19 protein-coding genes are annotated in these 20,105 nt (G+C 64.1%); 13 read left to right on the top strand and 6 right to left on the bottom strand.

Annotated elements, in window-relative coordinates; translation table 11 throughout:
- Positions 1–23: 23 nt before the first annotated feature.
- The 4 genes from K0M74_RS12795 to K0M74_RS12780 form a co-directional block, all read right to left on the bottom strand.
- The gene (locus K0M74_RS12795) at positions 24–1,760 is read right to left on the bottom strand and encodes a ShlB/FhaC/HecB family hemolysin secretion/activation protein (protein ID WP_293972916.1); all 1,737 of its coding nucleotides are present in this window, start codon (positions 1,758–1,760) and stop codon (positions 24–26) included.
- 269 nt (positions 1,761–2,029) lie between these two features.
- Positions 2,030–2,788, bottom strand: coding sequence for a hypothetical protein (locus K0M74_RS12790; protein WP_293972913.1), 759 nt, complete (start codon positions 2,786–2,788; stop codon positions 2,030–2,032).
- Complete coding sequence (locus tag K0M74_RS12785; RefSeq protein ID WP_293972910.1) at positions 2,775–4,862, bottom strand: adenylate/guanylate cyclase domain-containing protein; 2,088 nt, start codon at positions 4,860–4,862, stop codon at positions 2,775–2,777. Before K0M74_RS12785 ends, K0M74_RS12790 begins: the two co-directional genes overlap by 14 nt.
- Positions 4,863–4,866: 4 nt before the next feature.
- Positions 4,867–7,968, bottom strand: coding sequence for a CHAT domain-containing protein (locus tag K0M74_RS12780; protein WP_293972907.1), 3,102 nt, complete (start codon positions 7,966–7,968; stop codon positions 4,867–4,869).
- Between the two features lie 209 nt (positions 7,969–8,177).
- On the opposite strand from K0M74_RS12780, the gene K0M74_RS12775 reads away from it, so the two are divergent.
- The 3 genes from K0M74_RS12775 to grxD are packed head-to-tail and all read left to right on the top strand — an operon-like array spanning position 8,178 to position 9,117.
- A complete protein-coding gene (locus K0M74_RS12775; protein WP_088441241.1) occupies positions 8,178–8,504 on the top strand; it encodes a DUF1476 domain-containing protein in 327 nt (108 codons plus the stop codon).
- A gap of 4 nt (positions 8,505–8,508) precedes the next feature.
- On the top strand, positions 8,509–8,742 hold the full coding sequence (locus K0M74_RS12770) for a BolA family transcriptional regulator (protein ID WP_293972900.1): 234 nt from the start codon (positions 8,509–8,511) through the stop codon (positions 8,740–8,742).
- Between the two features lie 45 nt (positions 8,743–8,787).
- Positions 8,788–9,117, top strand: a complete 330-nt coding sequence (grxD, locus tag K0M74_RS12765; RefSeq protein ID WP_088441239.1) for a Grx4 family monothiol glutaredoxin — start codon at positions 8,788–8,790, stop codon at positions 9,115–9,117.
- A gap of 177 nt (positions 9,118–9,294) precedes the next feature.
- Here the strand turns inward: grxD and K0M74_RS12760 are convergent, their stop codons facing one another.
- The gene (locus K0M74_RS12760) at positions 9,295–9,519 is read right to left on the bottom strand and encodes a PspC domain-containing protein (RefSeq protein WP_293972895.1); all 225 of its coding nucleotides are present in this window, start codon (positions 9,517–9,519) and stop codon (positions 9,295–9,297) included.
- Positions 9,520–9,961: 442 nt separating this feature from the next.
- Between K0M74_RS12760 and recF the strand changes: the two genes are divergently transcribed.
- Positions 9,962–11,071, top strand: a complete 1,110-nt coding sequence (gene recF / locus K0M74_RS12755; RefSeq protein ID WP_293972892.1) for a DNA replication/repair protein RecF — start codon at positions 9,962–9,964, stop codon at positions 11,069–11,071.
- A gap of 169 nt (positions 11,072–11,240) precedes the next feature.
- On the top strand, positions 11,241–11,465 hold the full coding sequence (locus K0M74_RS12750) for a hypothetical protein (RefSeq protein WP_293972889.1): 225 nt from the start codon (positions 11,241–11,243) through the stop codon (positions 11,463–11,465).
- A gap of 101 nt (positions 11,466–11,566) precedes the next feature.
- Here K0M74_RS12750 and K0M74_RS12745 read toward each other — a convergent pair whose 3' ends face one another.
- Positions 11,567–11,911, bottom strand: coding sequence for an arsenate reductase family protein (locus tag K0M74_RS12745; RefSeq protein WP_293972886.1), 345 nt, complete (start codon positions 11,909–11,911; stop codon positions 11,567–11,569).
- Positions 11,912–12,080: 169 nt separating this feature from the next.
- Between K0M74_RS12745 and K0M74_RS12740 the strand changes: the two genes are divergently transcribed.
- From K0M74_RS12740 to nadA, 8 genes are all read left to right on the top strand, one after another.
- Positions 12,081–12,812 carry a murein L,D-transpeptidase catalytic domain family protein gene (locus tag K0M74_RS12740; protein WP_293972883.1) on the top strand — a complete coding sequence of 244 codons (732 nt, stop codon included), beginning with the start codon at positions 12,081–12,083 and terminating at the stop codon, positions 12,810–12,812.
- A gap of 384 nt (positions 12,813–13,196) precedes the next feature.
- Positions 13,197–13,565, top strand: a complete 369-nt coding sequence (locus tag K0M74_RS12735) for a BlaI/MecI/CopY family transcriptional regulator (RefSeq protein ID WP_293972880.1) — start codon at positions 13,197–13,199, stop codon at positions 13,563–13,565.
- Positions 13,562–15,235 carry a M56 family metallopeptidase gene (locus K0M74_RS12730; protein ID WP_293972877.1) on the top strand — a complete coding sequence of 558 codons (1,674 nt, stop codon included), beginning with the start codon at positions 13,562–13,564 and terminating at the stop codon, positions 15,233–15,235. Before K0M74_RS12735 ends, K0M74_RS12730 begins: the two co-directional genes overlap by 4 nt.
- A 222-nt stretch (positions 15,236–15,457) precedes the next feature.
- On the top strand, positions 15,458–16,375 hold the full coding sequence (locus tag K0M74_RS12725) for an MBL fold metallo-hydrolase (RefSeq protein ID WP_293972874.1): 918 nt from the start codon (positions 15,458–15,460) through the stop codon (positions 16,373–16,375).
- The gene (locus tag K0M74_RS12720) at positions 16,353–17,090 is read left to right on the top strand and encodes a hypothetical protein (protein WP_293972871.1); all 738 of its coding nucleotides are present in this window, start codon (positions 16,353–16,355) and stop codon (positions 17,088–17,090) included. Before K0M74_RS12725 ends, K0M74_RS12720 begins: the two co-directional genes overlap by 23 nt.
- Positions 17,087–17,734: a DUF4230 domain-containing protein gene (locus tag K0M74_RS12715; protein ID WP_293972868.1), complete on the top strand. Its 648-nt coding sequence runs from the start codon at positions 17,087–17,089 to the stop codon at positions 17,732–17,734. The genes K0M74_RS12720 and K0M74_RS12715 overlap by 4 nt, the downstream gene beginning before the upstream one ends.
- A gap of 66 nt (positions 17,735–17,800) precedes the next feature.
- Complete coding sequence (locus K0M74_RS12710) at positions 17,801–18,511, top strand: adenylate cyclase (protein ID WP_293972865.1); 711 nt, start codon at positions 17,801–17,803, stop codon at positions 18,509–18,511.
- A gap of 72 nt (positions 18,512–18,583) precedes the next feature.
- Positions 18,584–19,573, top strand: coding sequence for a quinolinate synthase NadA (gene nadA, locus K0M74_RS12705; RefSeq protein ID WP_293972862.1), 990 nt, complete (start codon positions 18,584–18,586; stop codon positions 19,571–19,573).
- Positions 19,574–20,105 lie beyond the last annotated feature (532 nt).

The raw sequence follows: 20,105 nt of genomic DNA, 5'->3' as shown, positions 1-20,105 counted from the left end.
GTCCTCGATGAAATCGTCATGGGTCAGCGCGCCTTCACGCCAAATTGGGTCGTCAGCGACACCAGCAATCTGGGATCGGGCCTTTGCGCCAGGAAACCGCCGCGGTTGAGCGGCACCGCCAACGTCACGTCGAGCCGCGCGACATCGCCATAAGCGACGCGGACGCCGCCCCCCGCCGAAAAGAGCTTCTGCGGACTGAGACCATTGAATGCCGCGTCCTTGTTCCACACCCACGCCGCGTCGAAAAAGGCGAAGGGCTGGAGCGCGAACGCCTTGGTATTGGCGGGGACGAAAGAACCGTAGCGCGCCTCAAGCGCTACGCCGACGCCGCTGTCGCCGATGATCGTACCCGGATCAAAGCCGCGCCCGACCGTGAAATTCCCGCCCGAAAATTCCTCATATGCGAGCAGCGGATCGCTGGCCCATTGCGCGCGAGGCGCGGCGGACAGGGTGAATAATTTGTGCGGCCGCCATTCGGTGAGCGCATTGGCGCGAACCAGGAAAGCGTCGGGTTTGCCATCGACGCGGGTCAGCGGCACGGCGCCGGGCAGAAAACAGGCCGCGCCGCCGGGACCGCAGTCGTTGCTGGCGCCGAGGAAGCTGACGCCCTGGCGTGCTTCTAGCGCGGTCGACACCGCCCAGCGCGGTTCGCTGGGGCTGAAGCCGCTGCGGCCCGCGACCGAGCCCGGATCGATCCAGCTCGCGTCGGCGCGCAGGTTGAACACGCGCAGGCGGTCGCGGTTGATCGGCACGCCGCCAAGGCCGATATCCTGATCGATCAGGTCGAGCCCGCCGCCGATGGTCAAGCGGTGCGCTTGCGTCAGCGTAACCGGGTATGCTGCAAACAGGCTGGCGATCTGCGTTTTCGACTTGATCGGAAAGGCGGCGATGTCGGGGCGGGTCCAGGCATAGGTATAGCTGGCGCCGAAACGCAGGCCTTCGCCGCCGACGCGGAATTCATGCGCCAGCTGTACCACTTGTTGTTCGTCGAAATCGGGGGTCGAATAGAAGCTGGCGGTGGTTAGATCGCCCATGCCTGTCAGTCCGGCAAAACGGACGCGCGCGACCCCGCCCCAGCGCCCGACATCGCGCGAACCAAAATTCTGGATATTGGTATCGAAGACGAAGGCGGTGCGCGCCACCAGGACTTCGCCGACGACCTCGCCGGGTACATTGCCGGGACGAAGGGTCAGCCGCGCGTCCAGTCCGGGAATGTCGCGCGCCAGCAACAGGTAACGCTCTGCGTCGATGACGTTGAACACCAGCTGGTCGTCGAGGCGCGAGAGATAGCGTTGCAGCAGTCGTTCACTGCGCCCGGCGTCGCCGCGCACTTCGATCCGCGACATGCGAGCGGCGAGAATATCAAGTCGCACGATACCGTCGTCGATCGTTTGCGGCGGAACGCGGACCGCGGCGAGATAGCCCTGCGCGCGCAGCGTCGTCGCGGCGCGATCACGGATGTCGCAGACCACCGAAATCGGCAGATCCTGCCCGACGTGATCGGACCAGCTGGACGCCAGCGTCGCATTATCAATACCCTCGACGCTCGAAAATTCGACGCCGCGCAGCGTGATGCGGACGTTGGCGAATTCGGGATTGGCTAGCGGGCAGGGGGCGCGCTCGATGCCGTCGTCGGCGGACACCACCTGTTCATTGGGCGGGGTCAGCGGCGCCAGCGTCGGTTGCTGGATTTCCTCGCGGGTCGGGATCTGCGGCGTAGCCTGCGCCAGCGCCGCGGCGGGCATCGCAACCGCGATCAACGCAGCCGACCCTATCAAGTTTCGGCGCAGCGCGACCCGTTTTGGACGCACGCGGGCAATATACCCTAAATCCCCCGTAAACATCACCACCCCTTAAGAACGAACGCGGCCGCGAAATCGCGGTGCGGAAATTCATAAAGCTCTGCCGGAGACCGGCAGCGCGAATTGTTCGACCCAAGGAAAGGTTCTGCCGTTCGGATCGGCAGATTTTCTTCTGATTGCTACCAGATGGACTTGGCAGGTTCAATGCCTGCCCGAATCCGTTTACCTCACCCCGCTTCGGCATCCGACAGCGCATCAACGAGCCGGTTGAGCTGCGGCGCGCAGCCCTTTGCCATCAGCATATCGACCGATCCTTCGACCGTGTCGGGGGCATTTTCCAGCGGTGTGAAGCGAACCGTCACGGGTGCGGTGAGGCCACCGCCCGAGAGGCGATAGTCGACCCCATATTGTACTGGCAGCACATCGGTCGGCCATTTGCGGAAATTGGCGCCGTCGACGATCGCAACGGTCGATTTTTTGCCGGCGCTTTCGATCTCCAGCGCGGTGTCGCCCTCCATATTGGGACGCCACAGCATCAGCGTGGCGGGATTGGCCACGCAAAAGGTGCCGGATTCGCGATAGTCGAGCAGCCACAGGTTCGGCGCGCGCGCTTCGACGGGGACCGGATCGTTCGGCCCGCGCGAAAATCCGCCGCGTGAGCGCACCGTCGGCCCCTTGGCGAGCATACGCGTTACTGTGCCGCTCATCGACTGGCTGGCCTGGATCGTCCCGCTGGCGCCAAAGGTGCCGGGGCCGGAAAGGGTGCGCGTCTTACCCGCCTGCATCAGCACGACCTTGTCGCCTGAGACGAGGGTCAGCTTGTCGGTAGATTTCAGCTTGGCGCCGGTCGGATATTTGCTCGCCGAAGGCCCGGTCGAGCGCACGACCATCGATTGCGCGGCAGCAGTACCGACGACCGCGACCGCCATGATTGCGGCGGCGGCGGTGAGGGCCAGACGGCCCTTTGGCAGATCAGGAAAGGACATAGCTTTCTCCATTTTTCGTATTGTTCAGACGTTCTATCAGAAACATGATGGCGGGATCCTGACCGAATTCCGCCTGTATTGCTGTGGCACAGGTCACATAGACATTTTTATCGTCGGCAGTGTGCGCGGCGACCATTGCGGCGATGCGGGCACGCTGTTCGGGGTCGAGATCGGGACGCGGGCTGAACACATCGACCGGCTGCGCGCGGCCGCGCAAGGTCACCCGTCCCATCGGCGCCAGATCGTCGCGATCGGAGCGCGCCGCAGCCTCGGCCGAGATTAGGACGCCGGTCTTCAGCGCCTTGTTGGCTGCCTCGAGCCTTGACGCCGTATTCATGGCGTCACCGAGCGCGGTGTACTGGATGCGGCCCTCACCACCGAAATTGCCGACGATCGCGTCGCCGACGTGCAGCCCGACGCGCGTCATGCCAAGCGGCGGGACCCCTTCGGCCATGTCGATGCGAAATTTTTCGCCTGCTTCATACATGGCGAGTGCGGCGGCCGCGGCCTTTGGCCCGTCGTCGGGACGACTGAGCGGCGCGCCCCAAAAAGCAACAACGGCATCGCCGACGAATTTGTCGATCGTCCCGCCATGGTCGAGCACGATGTCGGAAAGGCGGTCGAGATATTCGTTGAGCAGCCGCGCGACGGTTTCCGGGGTGACCGCATGGCTGAGCTTGGTGAACCCCTCGAGGTCGGTGAAGACGCAGAAGATATTACGGCGTTCACCGTGGAGCGACAACTGGTCGGGGTCGCGCATGATCTGCGCCGCGACGTCCGCGGGCAGATATTTGCCGAGCGCCGACTGGGCAAAGGCGCGCTGCCGCGACCCGACGGTGCGCGCCGCGGTGCCGACCGCGGCATAGCCGAATAACCATCCGATCGCCCAGCCAAAGGTCGGCAGGGTGGTGGTATCGACCCCGCGGCCCTGCAACCAGAAGGGGAAGGCGATGAAAAACGCCATTTGCCCCAAAAATGCGAGCGCGACCCAGCGCGCGCGCAGGTCGATCAGGCTCGTCAGCCCGCCCGCGAGCACGATCAGGAAGGCGAGAATCCACAGCACCGGTCCGGCGAGCGGCCGCGACCACGCATTGTCGAGTTGCTGCGCCAGCATATGTGCGTGGACCTCCAGCCCGATCATCGTCTCGTGCTGGCCGGTGATCGGATCGAGAAAGCGACTGAGCGGGGTATTGAACTGGTCGTTGTCGATAATGTCGCCGCCGATCAGGACGTATCGGCCCTTGATCCCTTCGGCGAAGGCCGCGCGCGTCTGATCGTCCATCGGAATCGCGAAGCTGTCGATCGGAATGTTAGAGAAGACGGGCTCCTCTTGCCCCTTCGCGGCACGCGCGGGGACGAGGAAGCGAATATTGCCTTGGAAATTGCCGAAAGCCGGATCGACCGGCGCCATGGCGTTCGACATCAGTGGCGGCAAATTCTTGGGCCGGCCGGGCCATTTGCGGATCACGCTGTCGTCGTCGGTTTGGAACAGCACGCTCGTCGGCTTGGTTTTGTCGGTCGCGACGTCGGCGATGAAAGCTTCGAGAAATTTCTGCTGTTCGTAAAAGATCGTGTTCGGGTTGCTCGCCTGCTCGGCATAGGCGAGCCAGGTCGGCGTCGTCATCGCGCGCAGCTGGGTTTTCAGCACCTCGTCGTCGGGGCGCGGCGAGTCGAACGCGATATCGATCCCGATCGCTTTGGCGCCCATCTGGTCGATATTGCCGAGCGCATTGGCGAGCAGGGTGCGGTCGAGCGGCGACCGGATGCCGGTGTTGAACAGGGTTTCGTCGTTATAGGTGATCAGGACGACGCGTTTGTCCTGTTCGACATGCGGCGCCATCAGCGTCGCGCGTGCGTCGTATAAGGCGCGTTCGGCGGCATCGATCAGCGGCATCTGCCAGCTGAAGCGCGCGATCAGGATCGCAACGACCAGGAACAGGATCGTCGCCGCCAACCGTGACGGGCCGAGCTGCATGACCAATCGGCGCACGCGCTTGCCCAGCGGGACGGCGGGGCGCTGATCGTCCGGCGCAACCGGATCAGTCGCGGATATGCTGGCTTCGGACAGGGGCATGGTATTAGCGGGCAGCGCGGCCGACACCTTCCTGTGCGGGTACGGCGTCGGCGGTGGCCGTCGTGCCGTGCAGCAGCGGCTGGCCGCCGTCGCCGATGATCGCAAACCCGGCCCAATAATAAGGATGCGACGTCTGCTTGTCGTCCATCAGCCGCATCTGCGTCCCCCACATCGCATCGGCGACGCTGGTGCCTTGATTGGCGCTGAACAGGCCGCCGATCAGGCGCTTGGTGGCGTCGAAATCGTCGGGCGCAGGCCAGTGGCTGGCGATCACCGAACGGCCGCCGGCGCCGATAAAGCTGCGCACCAGCCCGTCGAGCGCATTGCCGCCGCCCGACAGCCCCGCCTCGCGCGTCGCCGCGACCGATGCCGCCCCCGCGGTGTCGCACGCCGACAGAATGACCAGATCGGCGTTGATCTTGAGGTCGAAGATTTCCTGGAACGTCAACAGCCCGTCCGAATCGCCGTCGCCGAACGAGGTGACCAGCGCGGGGCGCGCGGGGCAGGCGGGGCGCGGCGCGGTCACGAGCCCGTGGGTGGCAAAATGGATGATGCGATAGTCATTGAGGTCGGTGCGGGTCTTGACCGCGCTGTCGGTGAAGGCGCCACCAGTGAGCAGTGTCCCGGCATCGCCGCCCATCGCATTGCGCGCGGTCACCAGCTCGTCGGCGGAAATCGGGCGCGCCCATTGCGAGACGTCCCACTGGCAGCTTCCGTCGACGGTACCGCCCGCCGCGCCGCGGGTGCCGAGCGAGGGCAGGGTGGTACCGTTGATCGGCAGATTCTGGCCCAGCCCGAAATATTGGTTAGCCGCCGTCGACGGTGCCGCCTGCCGCGCATTGCGGAACGCGAGCGTCGACACCGCGGTGCTCGGCCGCGTCGTGCGCCCGAGCCAGGCGACCTGGCGCATGTCGAACGGATCGGCATCGGGATCGAGCAGCCGCTGGTCATAGGCGGCAAGCCCGGTGTCGGCGGTGATCAGCAGGTTGATCGGCAGCCGTAGCATAGCTCCGTCGGGTTCGAAGATCAGATGCGCAATGTTCGGCAGGCGCGCCGCAACCGGGGCGAACAACTGACCGTACAGCTTGTACGCAGTCGCCGCATCGAAGGGATAGGTAACGCGGCGGCCATTTTCGACGATCGAGATCGTTGAGCGGATCGTATCAACCGCGGTCTCGAGCGCCGCGGCGCTGATGTCCGATTTCCACAGCTGGGCGCCGGTCGGCTCGATCAGCATCGCATAGACGGAATCGCCGACAACCAGCATCTTCAGATAGGCTTCGTCGGCGTGCAGCACCTGCTGCAGTTCGGGCAGGTCGAGCTTGCCCGGCGCGACGACGCGATATTGGGGAAAGGCGCCCAGTGCGACGATCGTTTCGGCTTGCTGGAACGACAGATTGTCGAGCTGCGTCTTCAGATCGGCGCGCAGCGCGTTGATCTCGGGCGAAACCGGCAATTGACCAAGCCGCGCATCCTCGATCCGCGCACGTTCGATATCGCGGTTCAGCGTCGTCGCCTGGCGGAACAGCCGCGCGCCATCGTCGCTGCCACTCGACAATTCGCGCGCCAGCACCGCCTGGGTGTCGGCAACACCGGGGCGAACTTGCAACTGGCTGGCGACGAAGAAATCGCTGACTGCGGTGGGATCGGTCGCGGCGCGGCTGGCGAGCAGCCGGTAATAGGGCGCCATCATATTCGCCATGCCGGTTGTTGAGCGCTGCGACACGGCTAGCGCGGTGACGACGTCGCGATAGATGGTCAGCGCCTTGTCGTCCTGACCATGGCGGGTCAGGAAGGCGGCGTAGCGCGCCCGCGCCGAAGCGAGCGCGTTGGTTTCGGGATATTCGACCGCGAGCGCGTTCATCGATTCCAGAAAACGTGCGTCGGCGGCGGCGATGTCGCCGAGCGCCTCTTCCGCGACGGCGAGTTCTCCCAGCATTTGCGAGCGCAAGCGGACGATCGAGGTAACGCGGCCTTCGCGGACTGCGAGTGCATCGGACAGGCCTTTGATCTGCGCCGCCTTGGCCGCCGCGCCATTGCCGCGCAGCCGTTCGACTGTGCCGAGCAGATGGACCGCCTGTGCATCGATGATCTGGGCGCGTTCGAGCGGGGTCAGCCGTTCGCGATCCGACCCTTGCTGGACGGCGCGGGCATTGCTGCCGCTGTTGACCCCGGCGACGATTGTCGGGGTCAAGGTGACGCTGGAACCCTCAACCGTGATCGCAGTGGTCAGCGGGGCAATCGGTCGCTGCAACAACTCGGCCGCGCCGTCATAATCGCGCTGGTTCAGGGCGTGGATCGCGCGGAAATTGCGGCGCAGGCGCAGCTGGACCGGGTCGCTCGTCGGTACCGCCTCGGCCTCGGAAAACAGGCGTTCAGCCTCGCCGAACTCACCGAGGTTCGAGCGTTGCAGCGCGCGGTTCAGGGTGAATTCGGTCGGGTCGATGTCGGCGGCGGCTTGGTCGTCTTGGGTGCGGCGTGACAGGGTTTCGAAAAATTCGGCGGCTTCGGCATAATCGCCGCTGTGATTGCGCCGATAGCCCTCGGCGAGTGCCTTATCGACGTCGATTGCGCCCGCCAGGGTACGGGCGAAACCGTCATTGCCACCGACCGACGTCGTTGCGACCTTGATGACGCCGGGGATGACTTTGCGCTGGCGGATCGATTCGAGCGCCAGGTTGAGCGCGTCGCCATAGGCGGCGAAACCTTCGACCGTGTAGGCAGTGTTGCCGTCCGTTTCGATCCGGGTTTGCCACACAACGCTGCTGTCATTGACCGTGCAGGTTCCGTCGGCGGCGCAAGTGACGGTGTCGGCGCGACCGCGTTCGATCCGGGCGAGAGCTTGATCGGGGCTGGCGCGCAGCATGCGAACATATCCGACCGGCTGGCTGGTGTCGCGGCACAGGATCACCCAGGCGCGATCGAACATGCCGTCGATGATGGCATCGCGCACCGTAGCCTGCACCGCGCACAGCGAGCCGCCCTGATCGCCGATCGAAAAGCTGTCGCGCAGCGTGGGATCGGTGCCCTGCGCCTGCGCGGCTCCGGGCGCCGCCAAGGCGATCGCCGCCAGAATCGGCAGGCAAAACGGACGTCGAACGGTCATCACCAATCCCCCAAACCCAAGGCCAGAGGCGCCGTGCCGACGCATTTGCGGCAAGGCGCAGTCTTCATTGCTGCGGTACGACCCATTCCCTGATCCGGAGCCTAACCCCTTCGCCTGCAAAAGGGAAGTGATCAGCCGCACAGGTCGCTTGCACCCATCGGGCGCGCAACCTATCTGCAAAGCGACAGTTTCAAACCCGTGAGGACAATATGAGCGGATTCGACGATCGTGAACGCGCCTTTGAGGCCCAATTTGCCCGTGATCAGGACGCACAGTTCCGCATCACCGCGCGCCGCAACCGGCTGGTCGGCGAATGGGCCGCCGAACGGATGGGGCTGACCCCCGAAGAAACCGATGCCTATGCCAAGGCGGTGGTGCAGGCCGATTTCGAGGAAGCTGGCGACGAAGACGTGATTCGCAAGCTCGCGGGCGACCTGACCGCAGCGCAGGTCGAGATCAGCGATGCCGAAATCCGCGCCGCGCTAAATGACAAGGCGGTCGAAGCACGACGCCAGTTCATGGACAAGCAGGGCTGAGCCAATGGGTATTCGCGAAGATGATCTGCGGGCGATGATCGTCACGGCGTTTCCCGATGCCGAGGTCGCGATTACCGATCTTGCGGGCGACAACGACCATTATGCCGCGCATGTCGTCAGCGAATCGTTTCGCGGCATGACGCGCGTCGCGCAGCACAAGGCGGTCTATGCAGCGCTTGGCGGACGCATGGGCGGCGAACTTCATGCCTTGCAATTGACGACTGCCGTTCCTTCATAGGGACCAGCATCAAATTTCTGGCGCCAGGCGCTACCGGAGACGATTATGACCGAACCCACGCATGACCGCATCGCCAAGCTGGTCGCCGACAATCCCGTGCTGCTGTTCATGAAGGGCACGCCGCTGTTCCCGCAATGCGGCTTTTCGTCGCGCGCGATCGCGATGCTCGACCGGCTCGGGGTCGAATATGAGACTGTCGACGTGCTGCAGGACATGGAAGTTCGGCAGGGCATCAAGGAATTTTCCGACTGGCCCACGATTCCCCAGCTGTATGTGAAGGGTGAGTTTGTCGGCGGATCGGACATCATGATGGAAATGTGGGAAGCGGGTGAGCTGCACACGCTGATGACCGGGATCCCTGCGCGGGCGGAGTGAACGCGGCCGGCTAGCTACCCATGATCGGTGGCGTTACGCGGCCAGCGCTGCATCCCAACAGTTCGATCCTGCGCTGAAATGCGAAGGGCTCGCCGGCCTCGCCGACGAGCCCTTGTGTATTGGGATCAGGCGGGCCGGTGCGACGCGCGTCGAACGCGTCCGGCCCGGTAGGCTGCCCTATGGCGCGAGGATTGCGACAGCGAGGTACAGCAGCAGCGGCAGGCCAAAGCCCAGCAGCGTCAAGGCGACAAAGCCGACGCGCGTCCACAAGACGTCGAAGCCGAACTGGTCTGCCATCCCGGCGCAGACACCGAAAATGACACCATCGCGACGATTCTTGCGAAAACCCTGTTTCATTTCATTCCTTTCCATCCCGGCCTTGCGGCCGGCGTTTTTGGGCATCGAATCCGATCAGACGATCAAGCTGTTCGAGCTGGCAATGCCGAGCAGCATTACCGAGGCGTAGAGCGAAGCAACGGCGGCAATGGCGTAGCTTTTGAACGAGTCGACATTGAAATGGGCCATGATATTTTCCTTCCTTGAACCTTCCACTCGGACCGTTCCGGTGGATGCCGACACTTATGCAGAGACCGTGCCAACTGCGTTCATCGACGGTTAAGTGGGGTTTTTGGGTTCGTGACAGATTATTCTGGTGCAAAATATGCGGTGAGATGGTGAAAATTACCGCAAGTTGGAAAAAATTGCAGGGTCATTTCCGATTTGTCGCCTCGGGCCGCTCTTTGCCTTTGTCGCACGCGGCGTCGAGAACGCAGTATTTGCCGCGTCAACGTGGGAAGGCTGCGGGGTGGCGTGACGGGAAGAGCTGCGGTAGGCGCCCTATGAGATGACGCTGACCCGCCTTTCGCTGACCGATTTTCGCAATCATTCCGCGGCGGAGCTGGTCGCCGGGCCGGGCCTGGTGGCGCTGCACGGCGACAATGGCGCGGGCAAGACCAATATATTGGAAGCGATCTCGTTGCTCGCGCCGGGCCGCGGACTGCGCCGCGCCGCGCTGGCCGATATGGTGCGCGATGGCGCGAGCGGCGGTTTTGCAGTCTTTGCCGAAGTGCTGGCGGGCGATGCCCTGCCCCCAGTATCGCTTGGCACCGGTATTGAGCCAGCGCAGCCGGGACGTCGGCTGGTGCGGATCAACGGCAGCGCCGCCGCCGCCGCATCGATGGGGGAGTGGCTGGGCGTGCTGTGGCTGACCCCGGCGATGGACCGGCTATTCGTCGAAACCGCCGGGAACCGCCGCCGCTTTCTCGACCGGCTCGTCCTCGCGCTCGATCCGCGTCACGCCCAGCACAGCAATCGCTATGAAGCGGCGTTGCGCGCGCGCGGCAAGTTGCTGGCCGATCCCGGCGTGACCGATATGCAATGGCTGGCCAGCCTTGAGGCGCAGCTGGCCGAGCACGGCGCGGCGCTGGACGCCGCGCGTCAGCAAATGCTGAAAGCCTTATCGACCGAACTCGCCGGTCAGCCTGACACGCCCTTTGCGCGGCCGTTGCTGACGCTGATTGACGGCGATGGTGTGGTGCGCGCCGAACCGCATCGGGCGGATTCGCTGAAAGCGTTGTTCGCGGGGCGGCGACGGATCGATGCTGCCGCCGGGCGCGCAACGGCGGGGCCGCATCGCGACGACCTCAACGCGGTGCATGCGGCGACCGGTCGGATGGCGGCGCGATGTTCGACCGGCGAGCAAAAGGCGATGCTGCTGTCGCTTGTTCTTGCCCACAGCGACTGTGTCGCACGGGCGCGTGGGCAGCGACCGGTCCTGCTGCTCGACGAGGTGGCGGCGCACCTGGATCCGCAGCGCCGCGCAGCGCTTTACGCCCGGCTGGCGGACCAGGGGGGGCAGGCATGGCTGACCGGGACCGAGGCGGGGCTGTTCGGCGATATGCCGGGGCCAGTGACGCGATTCGCGATCTCGAGCGGCAGGATCATGGCGGGCTAGTACATTTTACCGACGAAGTTTGCGCCAATCTGGCGGCTTTTTACGGCAGTACGCATGCGCCGACCCATTGCATTCCCCCTCTTCAACGCGCTATGAATATCAAGGCAGAACAATATCGTAGCGTAATGCCGCGCAAAACCTCGTCAGGCATAACGACAGGGAGTATTTTATGAATTTGTTGAAAAAGGCGGCGATCAGCCTCGCTGCAACGTCGCTGGTCGCGGCGCCCGTGGCTGCATCGGCGGCGCAGAGTGTTCGCGCGGCATCGACCGTCGAAGGTCAGAGCGAGCTGGAAGGCGAAACCAGCTGGATCGTTCTGGCGCTGGCAGCTGTTGGTATCATCGCAGCGATCGTCCTGCTCACCGACGGCGACGACGAACCAACCAGCCCGTAATCGGTCTGCGATTCGAGTTTTAGCGAGGGGCTGCGGACATTGTCCGTGGCCCCTTTGCTTTCAGGAGATGGGTGTTACGGTCAAGCTACGACCGAAGGGGCCTAGAGAATCTCGCGGACCACTTCCTGCGGGCGGCACAGACGGACGCCTTTTTCGGTCTCGACGATCGGACGTTCGACATAGGCGGGGTGCGTTGCCATCGCGGCGATGATCGCGTCCTCTTGGGCATCGGTCAGTCCGCGCTCTTCGGCGTCGGTCCCGCGAAGCCGTAATGCGTCGCGTGCCTTCAGTCCGGCATCGGTAAACAGCTGGCGCAGCTTGTCAGCGGTGTAGGGCTGTTTCAGATATTCTATGACGGTCAGCTCAATGCCGGGTGTCGCTTCCAGGATCGCGAGCGTCTTGCGCGAGGTGCCGCAGGCGGGGTTATGCCAGATGATTGCGTTCATGCGCAGTGTCCTAATCACCGCTTACGGGACCGTAAACCCGCTATTCATAGCATATATGGCACATTTGCCCGCATGACAGGGAACCAACTGCTTGCCTTTCACAGCGAACGCACGACTTATGCAATGTCGAAGGATCGCCAAAGGCGGCCAATGCGGGGTAGGGTAGCACGTGAGTAAATTGATCGATCGCAGGGCGATGCTGGCCGGACTGGCCGGGGCAGGCGCCATGGCTGCAGCGCCAGCGCGCGCGCAGATGCCGGACTGGATTCGGCAGCCAATGACAACGACCGCGCCGCCGGTCGACTATCTTGCGGTCGCCCGCAAACAGATCGCGATGCAAAGCCGCTTTATTCCGCAGACTGACCGCGTCGGAATTGTCGATTTCGGCCTGCCGTCATCGCGTCCGCGTTTCGCGCTGGTCGATATGGTCGCGGGCAAGGTCGAGATGTTCCCGGTGACGCACGGCCGTGGATCGGATCCGCAGCATGACGGGTGGCTGAAAAACTTCTCGAACCGCGTCGGAAGTCTCGCGACGTCGCGCGGTGCCTATCGCACCAGCGATTATTACTGGGGCGCGAACGGATCGTCGATGCGGCTTGCGGGGCTGGAGCCCGACAACAATAATGCCGATGTGCGTGCCATCGTCGTGCATGGCGCCTGGTATGCCGATCCGTCGCTGATCGCGACGCAGGGCAAGCTGGGCCGTAGCGAAGGCTGTTTTGTGTTCGGCGAAGATTTGCTGCCGATGATTCTCTATAAGCTGGGGCCGGGGCGCCTGATCTTTGCGGACCGCCTGACCGAACTGCCGCCGATGCCGGCGCCGTTCCAGCTGCCACCGGTCGCCGACAATATCCGCCGCGCCGGGGCGAACAGTGGAACCTTTCCCACTACCGCGGACTGATCCCCGCCTTCATTATATGCGGTAATTTAGCGAGTGGGTAAGCGTCCGGGGGGCGGGGCCTTTCGGCCGCTCCGCCCCCCGTCTGCGTCGGGGGCAAGTGGGGATTTCCCGGTGGGGGCAGGAGGCATCAGGGACCAGACCGATGCCCCCCACCGCTCCAATTGAGCGGAACACTCGGGAACATCTGATACTATTCAATTGCCGTGCCAATTTGGCGCGGCGACGGATAAGCGCGGGCGACGGTGGTTAGCGATTCCTTACCGCCGCCAGAGCTTGTAAAAAATTCCGACAATGCGCCGTTCAGCTTTGTTCATCGACCATTCAGTCCCTTGACTACATCTGTAGTCGCATCGCAGATGAGCGGTGCCAATGGGAGGGGTTCTGATGGCAGAAAGAGCAAGTGAGTCGGAGATGCAGGTGCTGTCGGCCCTATGGGACGACGCGCCGCAGACCGCGGCCGACCTGACCACTCGCATCGGCAAGGCGAACGGCTGGACGCAGGCGACGGTCAAAACGTTGCTGGCGCGGCTGGTCCAGAAAGGCGCGGTGACCGCCGAGGCCGACGGCCGCCGCTACCTTTATAGCCCCGCGATCGAACGCGCCGACGCCGTTGGCGAAGAATCGCAGCGGTTCGTCGACCGCCTGTTCGGTGGCCGCGTCAGCCCGCTGATCGCGCATCTTGCCGATCGCGAGGCGCTGAGCGACACCGATATTGCCGAGATCGAAGCGCTGCTGCGGAGGCTCAAGTCATGAGCGCCGCGACATGGATGCAGGTGTGGGGCGATACAATGCTCACCACTGCGCTGCTCGTCCTCGCGGTACTGCTGGTCCGCAAACCCTTTGCGCGCCATTTCGGGCCGCGGCTGACGTATAGCTTGTGGCTGATCCCGGCACTGCGGCTGGTGTTACCGCCGCTGCCGTTGGCGGATCCGGTTGCTGCGTCCGATAGCGTCGACGTCATGCTGGTCGCGGTCGACACGCCGATGACGGTTCCGGCCACGCCCGCGTGGTCGTTTACCGATGCCGCGCCTTATGTCTTCGTCATATGGGCGATGGGCATGGCGGTGGTGCTCGTGATGGCGCTGCTGTCGCATCGCCGCTTCCGCACCGCAGTGCTGGCCGAGGCGGTCGAGCTCGAGCCGATCGGGACGATCCGGCTGGTGATGACCGATGCGGTTGATGGTCCGGTCGCCTTTGGTCTGTGGCACCGCATCGTCGCCGTGCCGCAGGACTTCTTTGCACGCTTTGCCGCCGAAGAACGCGCGCTCGCGGTCGATCACGAACTGGCGCACCACCGTCATGGCGATCTGTGGGCAAATGCCGCGGCGCTCGTGCTGCTGGCGTCGCAATGGTTCAACCCCTTTGCCTGGCGCGCGATCCGCGCCTTTCGCTTCGATCAGGAGGCTGCGTGCGATGCGCGCGTGCTGACGATGGCCGACGCGGACATGCGCGGCGAGCGGACCGCGCGCTACGCAACCGCGATCGCCAAGGCCGCCGTCGGTTCGCGGTTGTCGTTGGCGGCGCCGATGGCGGTTCACGATAATTTGCAGGAGAGGCTGACGATGTTGATGCGGAGGGATATTTCGAAACAGCGCGGGCTGGCGGGCCGGTTGCTGATCGGCGGCGCGACGCTGGCAGTGCTGGCGGCGACGGCGACGCTGGTGCCGGCGGGTGTTGTGACCGCGACGGCGCAGACGGTTGATTTGGCTGAACCGCCAGCACCGCCGTTGCCGCCCGAGCCGCCGCTGCCCGCCGACGCGCCCGATGCGCCTGACGCCCCCGGAGTGATGGTCTTCACCGATCACAGCGCGGACGTCACGACCGGCAAGGATGGCAAGAAACGCGAAGTGCATCGCATCGTTATCCGCCGCGATGGCGACGATGCGGGCAAGGCGCCGACGGTGATGTTCGCTCCCGCCGACGGCAAGGACAAGCTGCGCCGCATCGACGTCCGCATGCCGGGCAGCCTGTCGCGCGACGATGTGCTCGCGACGCTGAAGGAACAGGGTGTCACTGGCCAGCAGGCCGACTCGATCGCCGACAAGCTGGAAGCGAAACGCAAGGAACGCCTGCGCACCGTGCTGGCACCTATGCCGCCGATGCCCCCTATGCCGCCCCTGCCCCACGGCACATGGTCGTCGGTCCATGGCCAGACGATGGTGCTCGGCAAGTGCGGTGACAGCAAAAAGGCGGCGCCGATCGTCAACCGCGACGAGAGCGACGGCAACAAGCGCACCCGCGTCCATATGTTTGCGTGCAGCGACAGCGCCGAAGGAAAGGCTGCGCGGTTGTCGGCGCTCAAAAAAGCGCGCGCGGCCTTTGCCGAGGGCGAACGCGCGCGCGGCCTGTCCGACGACATGCGCGCCAAGGTCGCCGCCGATCTGGACAAGGCGATCACCGCCATCGAGAAATCGGACCACTAGGCCCGACCAGCTTCGGCGCCAGCCTTTGCTCCCCGGTGGGGCTGGCGGCAGGGGCGGGGAAAGGGAGCGGGCGACCGCTCCCTTTTTCGCGTGGGTGGAAAGCGGATTCTGCCGATCCTCCCCCGTTGGGGGAGGATCGCTTAAGACCGCAAACCCGCCACTATCGCCAAATGATCGCCGCCACCCCTTTCGTTCCGCCCCCCGCAATGCCACATGATACTCATGAGCGAAGACAAGCCCTGGCCCGACAGCATCCGCGCCGGCGATTGCGAGCAGCATGAGCGGCTTGTGCGGCGTGTGCTGGCGCCGAACCCGTCGCCCTATACCTTCACCGGTACCCAGACATGGATTGTCGGTGCGGGCAGCGATGTTGCGGTGATCGACCCCGGCCCGACCGGGAGCGGCATGAGCATTGGCGATCCGCCCGATGCCAATGGGCAGGGGCATGTCGATGCGATCCTGCGCGCCGTCGCGGGGCAGCGCGTTGCCGCGATCCTGTGTACGCACACCCACCGTGATCACAGCCCCGCCGCGGCGCCGCTGAGAGCCGCGACCGGCGCCCCGATCATCGGCTGTGCGCCGCTGGCATTGAAGGATGACGGGCCGCGCGCCGATTCGGCATTCGATCCCGATTATGCGCCCGACCGGGTGCTGACCGACGGCGAACGCCTGTCGGGCGATGGCTGGACGATCGAGGCGGTCGCGACGCCCGGGCATACGTCGAACCATCTTTGCTATGGCCTGATCGAAAGCGGCGCGCTGTTCACCGGCGATCATGTCATGGCGTGGTCGACCAGCGTGGTGAGCCCGCCCGACGGCGATATGGCAGCCTATATGGCCAGTCTGTCGAAACTGTATGCGCGCGAGGACCGCATTTATTATCCGGCGCACGGCCCCGCGGTGACAAAGCCGCGGCAGCTCGTCCGCGGAATGCTGGGGCATCGCAAGCAGCGCGAACGGCAAATATTGCGCGAGCTGGAAAAGGGAACCCGGGTCATACCGGTCATGGTCGCGCATATGTACAAGGGGCTAGACCCGCGGCTGACCGGCGCCGCCGGGCGCTCGGTGCTGGCGCACCTGTTCGACCTGCGCGCGCGCGGGGTGGTGCGCGAACGTAATGACGAATGGGAACTCGCCTGACATGCTTTTGACGATGCTGCTCGCCGCCGCGCAGCCCGCCGCCGACACCGCGCCCGCCGCCAATTCGCGCATTCTTGACCTCACCGCCCACGAAGGCGGCCAGCAGTGCCTGCCCGATGGCCAGATATGCTTTGAACTGTCGGACAATGTTGATGCAGGCGAGGGACCGGCCCATCTGCTCTTCTCTTTTCCGGGGTCGGGCGATACCGATAAAACCCCGCTGACGCTCCCGGTCTTTGCGGACGAGCCGCAGGGTTTACGGCTGTGGCAGCATGTCGTTTTGGTGCGCAGCGGCGATGAAGGCGATGGCCAACAAGGGCTGGAGATGCTGGTCGGGATGCTCGGCGAACGGCGCGCGATACTCGCTGTCGACTGGGATAGCGCGCTGATGATCCGCGCCTGTTTTTCCGAGCAGGATGCAAAAGACAGGCTCGACGCCTGCCACGACGAATATGAGTATAAGGCGGTGCTGAAACCTGGCCCCGATGATGGCAGCGAATTGCCGATCTTGACCTATCGCAGCTTTGCCACCGCCTTTCCGCGGACATCGCGGCGGAGTGAGGACATTAGCCGGCAGAATCTGAAAGCCAGCGATCTCGCCGATTGGAAAGACCCCGAGTGCAGCTACGAACGCGTGCTGCGATACAATGGGGCGACGGGTCGTTATGAAATGGATCGACCTGCGCCCGACTGTTCGAGCTATACAGTGCCATGACCACGAATCTCTCCGCACCCCCGCCGCGCCTTGCCGGGCGCCTGATCCTGCTCGCCGCCACGGCGATGCTGCTGCTCGCCGTCTGGTGGGCGGTGTCGGCATGGCGCGACTGGCAAAAGGGCTATGACCCCGAAACCGTTGTCGCGGCGAGCCTGCAAGGATTGCAGGAACAAAATGTCCTGGTGCCGTTCACCGCGCGCTACGTCGCGGTGGTGACATCGACCGAGAGCCGGATGGGGCTGAGCGCGAAGAAGACGCTGATCATGCCCGGAACAGTGCGGTATGAGGTCGATCTGGGCAAACTCAAGCAGTCGGACCTTGACTGGGATGCAGCGACGGGCGCGCTGACCGTCACCCTGCCGCCGCTGCGGCTTGCTGGACCTGAAATCGACCTCAACGCGATCAGCGAGTTTCGCGACGGGACGATCCTGTTGGCCTTGACCGACGCCGAAGCCTCGCTCGACGCCGCCAACCGCAAGGCGGCGCAGGATGAGCTGATCAGGCAGGCCAAGGGGACCACCCCGATGCGGCTGGCGCAAGGCGCAGCGCGAGCGGCGATCGAGCAGAGTTTCGCGATGCCGCTCAAGGCCGCCGGGATCGATGCGAAGGTGACCGCGCGCTTCGCCAATACACCTGCCGACTAGCAGGCTTTCGCGCGCCGCCGTCCTGCGCTAGTCTCGACCCGATTCCAGCCGGCTGGGGGGTATGGTATGGCAACGACGCGCGAGGGGGCGATGCGCCCCGAAGTTTTCTGGCAGCGCATGGCGATCGGCCTGGCGCTGTTCATCGTTTTTGGCTTCCTGCAGTTTGCGCTGCGCGGTTTTGTCGATCCCGTCGCGGCGCCGTTCTGGGTGCATCTGCACGGCGTGCTGATGCTTGCGTGGCTCGGCCTGCTGATTGTGCAGCCGACGCTCGCTTCGCAGGGCAATTTCGCCCGGCATCGCCAGCTCGGCCGCATTGGCGGGCTGCTTGCGCTGTTCATCACCTGCCTTGGCATTTTTACCGGCGTTGCGTCGTTGATGCTGAACCGTTTTCCGCCATTCTTCTCCCCGCCTTATTTCCTGGCGCTGACGGTCACCGAGTCGCTTGTTTTCGGCGGGTTGGTCGCGTGGGCGATCCGGCGGCGCCGCGCGACCGACTGGCACAGGCGGTTGATGATCGGCGCGACTATTATTATCCTCGAACCTGCGTTGGGGCGCTTACTTCCGATCCCGCTGATGGGACCATGGGCCGAGCCTGCGGTGGCGCTCTGCCAGCTGGCGGTGGTTGTGATTATCGCGAGCTATGACCGGCGCAGCCGCGGCGCCGTGCATCCTGCGACATGGGCCGTCGCTGCCATTGTCATCGCGACGCGCGTCGCCATATCGCTGCTGTCGATGGCGCCTCCCGTCATTGCTCTTGCGACGCGCCTCGCCAGTTGATGCGGCGAATTGCTCTGCCGGGGGGGGCGGTGTAGGGGGACCGGCAAGGCAAAAGCCAGATAAGGAAATGCGATGACTGCTCCCATTCGCGAGAATCTCTCGGGTCTCGACCTGCGCGCTGAAATCGAGCGCCTCCGCAAAGACCGCAACGCGGTGATTTTGGCGCATTATTACCAAAAGCCCGAGATTCAGGATCTCGCTGATTTTGTCGGCGATTCGCTTGAGTTGTCGCGCAAGGCGGCGGACACCGACGCCGATGTCATTGCTTTCTGCGGCGTGAAGTTCATGGCCGAGACTGCAAAAATCCTGAGTCCGGAAAAGATTGTGATCCTGCCCGACATGGACGCGGGGTGCAGTCTGGAAGACAGCTGCCCGCCCGAACAGTTCAAGCGCTTTCGCGAGAAGCATCCCGATCATATCGCGCTGACCTACATCAACTGCTCGGCGGCGGTGAAGGCATTGAGCGACGTCATCGTCACCTCGTCGAGCGCCGAGACGATCATCAGCCAGATTCCCGAAAACCAGCCGATCATCTTCGGCCCCGATCGGCATCTCGGTGGCTATCTCAACCGCAAGTTCGGGCGCGAGATGCTGCTCTGGCCCGGCGTGTGCATCGTCCATGAAGCGTTCAGCGAAACCGAGCTCATCAAGCTGAAGGCGCAGCACCCCGGCGCGCCGGTTGCCGCGCATCCCGAATGCCCACCACACATCGTCGACCACGCCGATTATGTCGGATCGACCAGCGGCATCCTGCAATTCGCCAAGACCTTCCCCGGCGACACGTTGATCGTCGCGACCGAACCGCACATCATTCACCAGATGGAACTGGCTATCCCCGAAAAGACCTTCATTGGGGCGCCAGGGGCGGACGGCAACTGCAACTGCAACATCTGCCCGTACATGGCGCTCAACACGATGGAAAAGCTCTACCTCGCGCTGCGCGACCTGAAGCCGCAGATCGAGATGGAGGAAGGCCTGCGGCTGGCAGCACGCAAGAGCCTCGACCGGATGCTCGAGATGGCGTCGGGAACGATCGGCAAAGGTGATTTGGGGCGGGCTTAGTCCCCAAGCGAATCGGATTGGCGACTCGCCCTTACGAGTCGGCGGACGACCGGCCACCGATGGAGCGGCAAATCCGAATCCGAAAATGCTGCAGCCTTGTTACAAAAATGCTGCGCCGAATCCGCTTGTTGCTAATGCCGGACTTATCCACAGAGACCGACGTTCGGACACGGCATTTGAACGTTTTTCTGTTGGCGCCCGGAAAGCTTCATGTCAGCTTCAAATCATCGGACGAGAGAGACGAAAGACCGCCGGGACATCAAGGGTAGTTGCAAGACTAGCCAGAAGAGAACGGGCCGGACTTACGATGAAATCGACCGATAGCCTGGTCACGGAACGTAGCGATTCCCACGAGTTGATGCGGACCCGATCAGGTACAGGAAATGCAGACCATCGCTTGGACAGCGACTGCTTCGGCAGACGCGGGAAGAGATGATGAAGGGCTTTCCAGGTGCGGCCGGCCCCCCAAACTGGGGCCCCCAAACCGGCGCCGGGGGGTTGGGGGGGGCGCCGCCCACCACGGGTTTTGGGG

This window comes from Sphingopyxis sp. (assembly GCF_019459305.1).
Lineage (GTDB): Bacteria > Pseudomonadota > Alphaproteobacteria > Sphingomonadales > Sphingomonadaceae > Sphingopyxis.
This window is presented reverse-complemented; position numbering and strand designations above follow the sequence as displayed.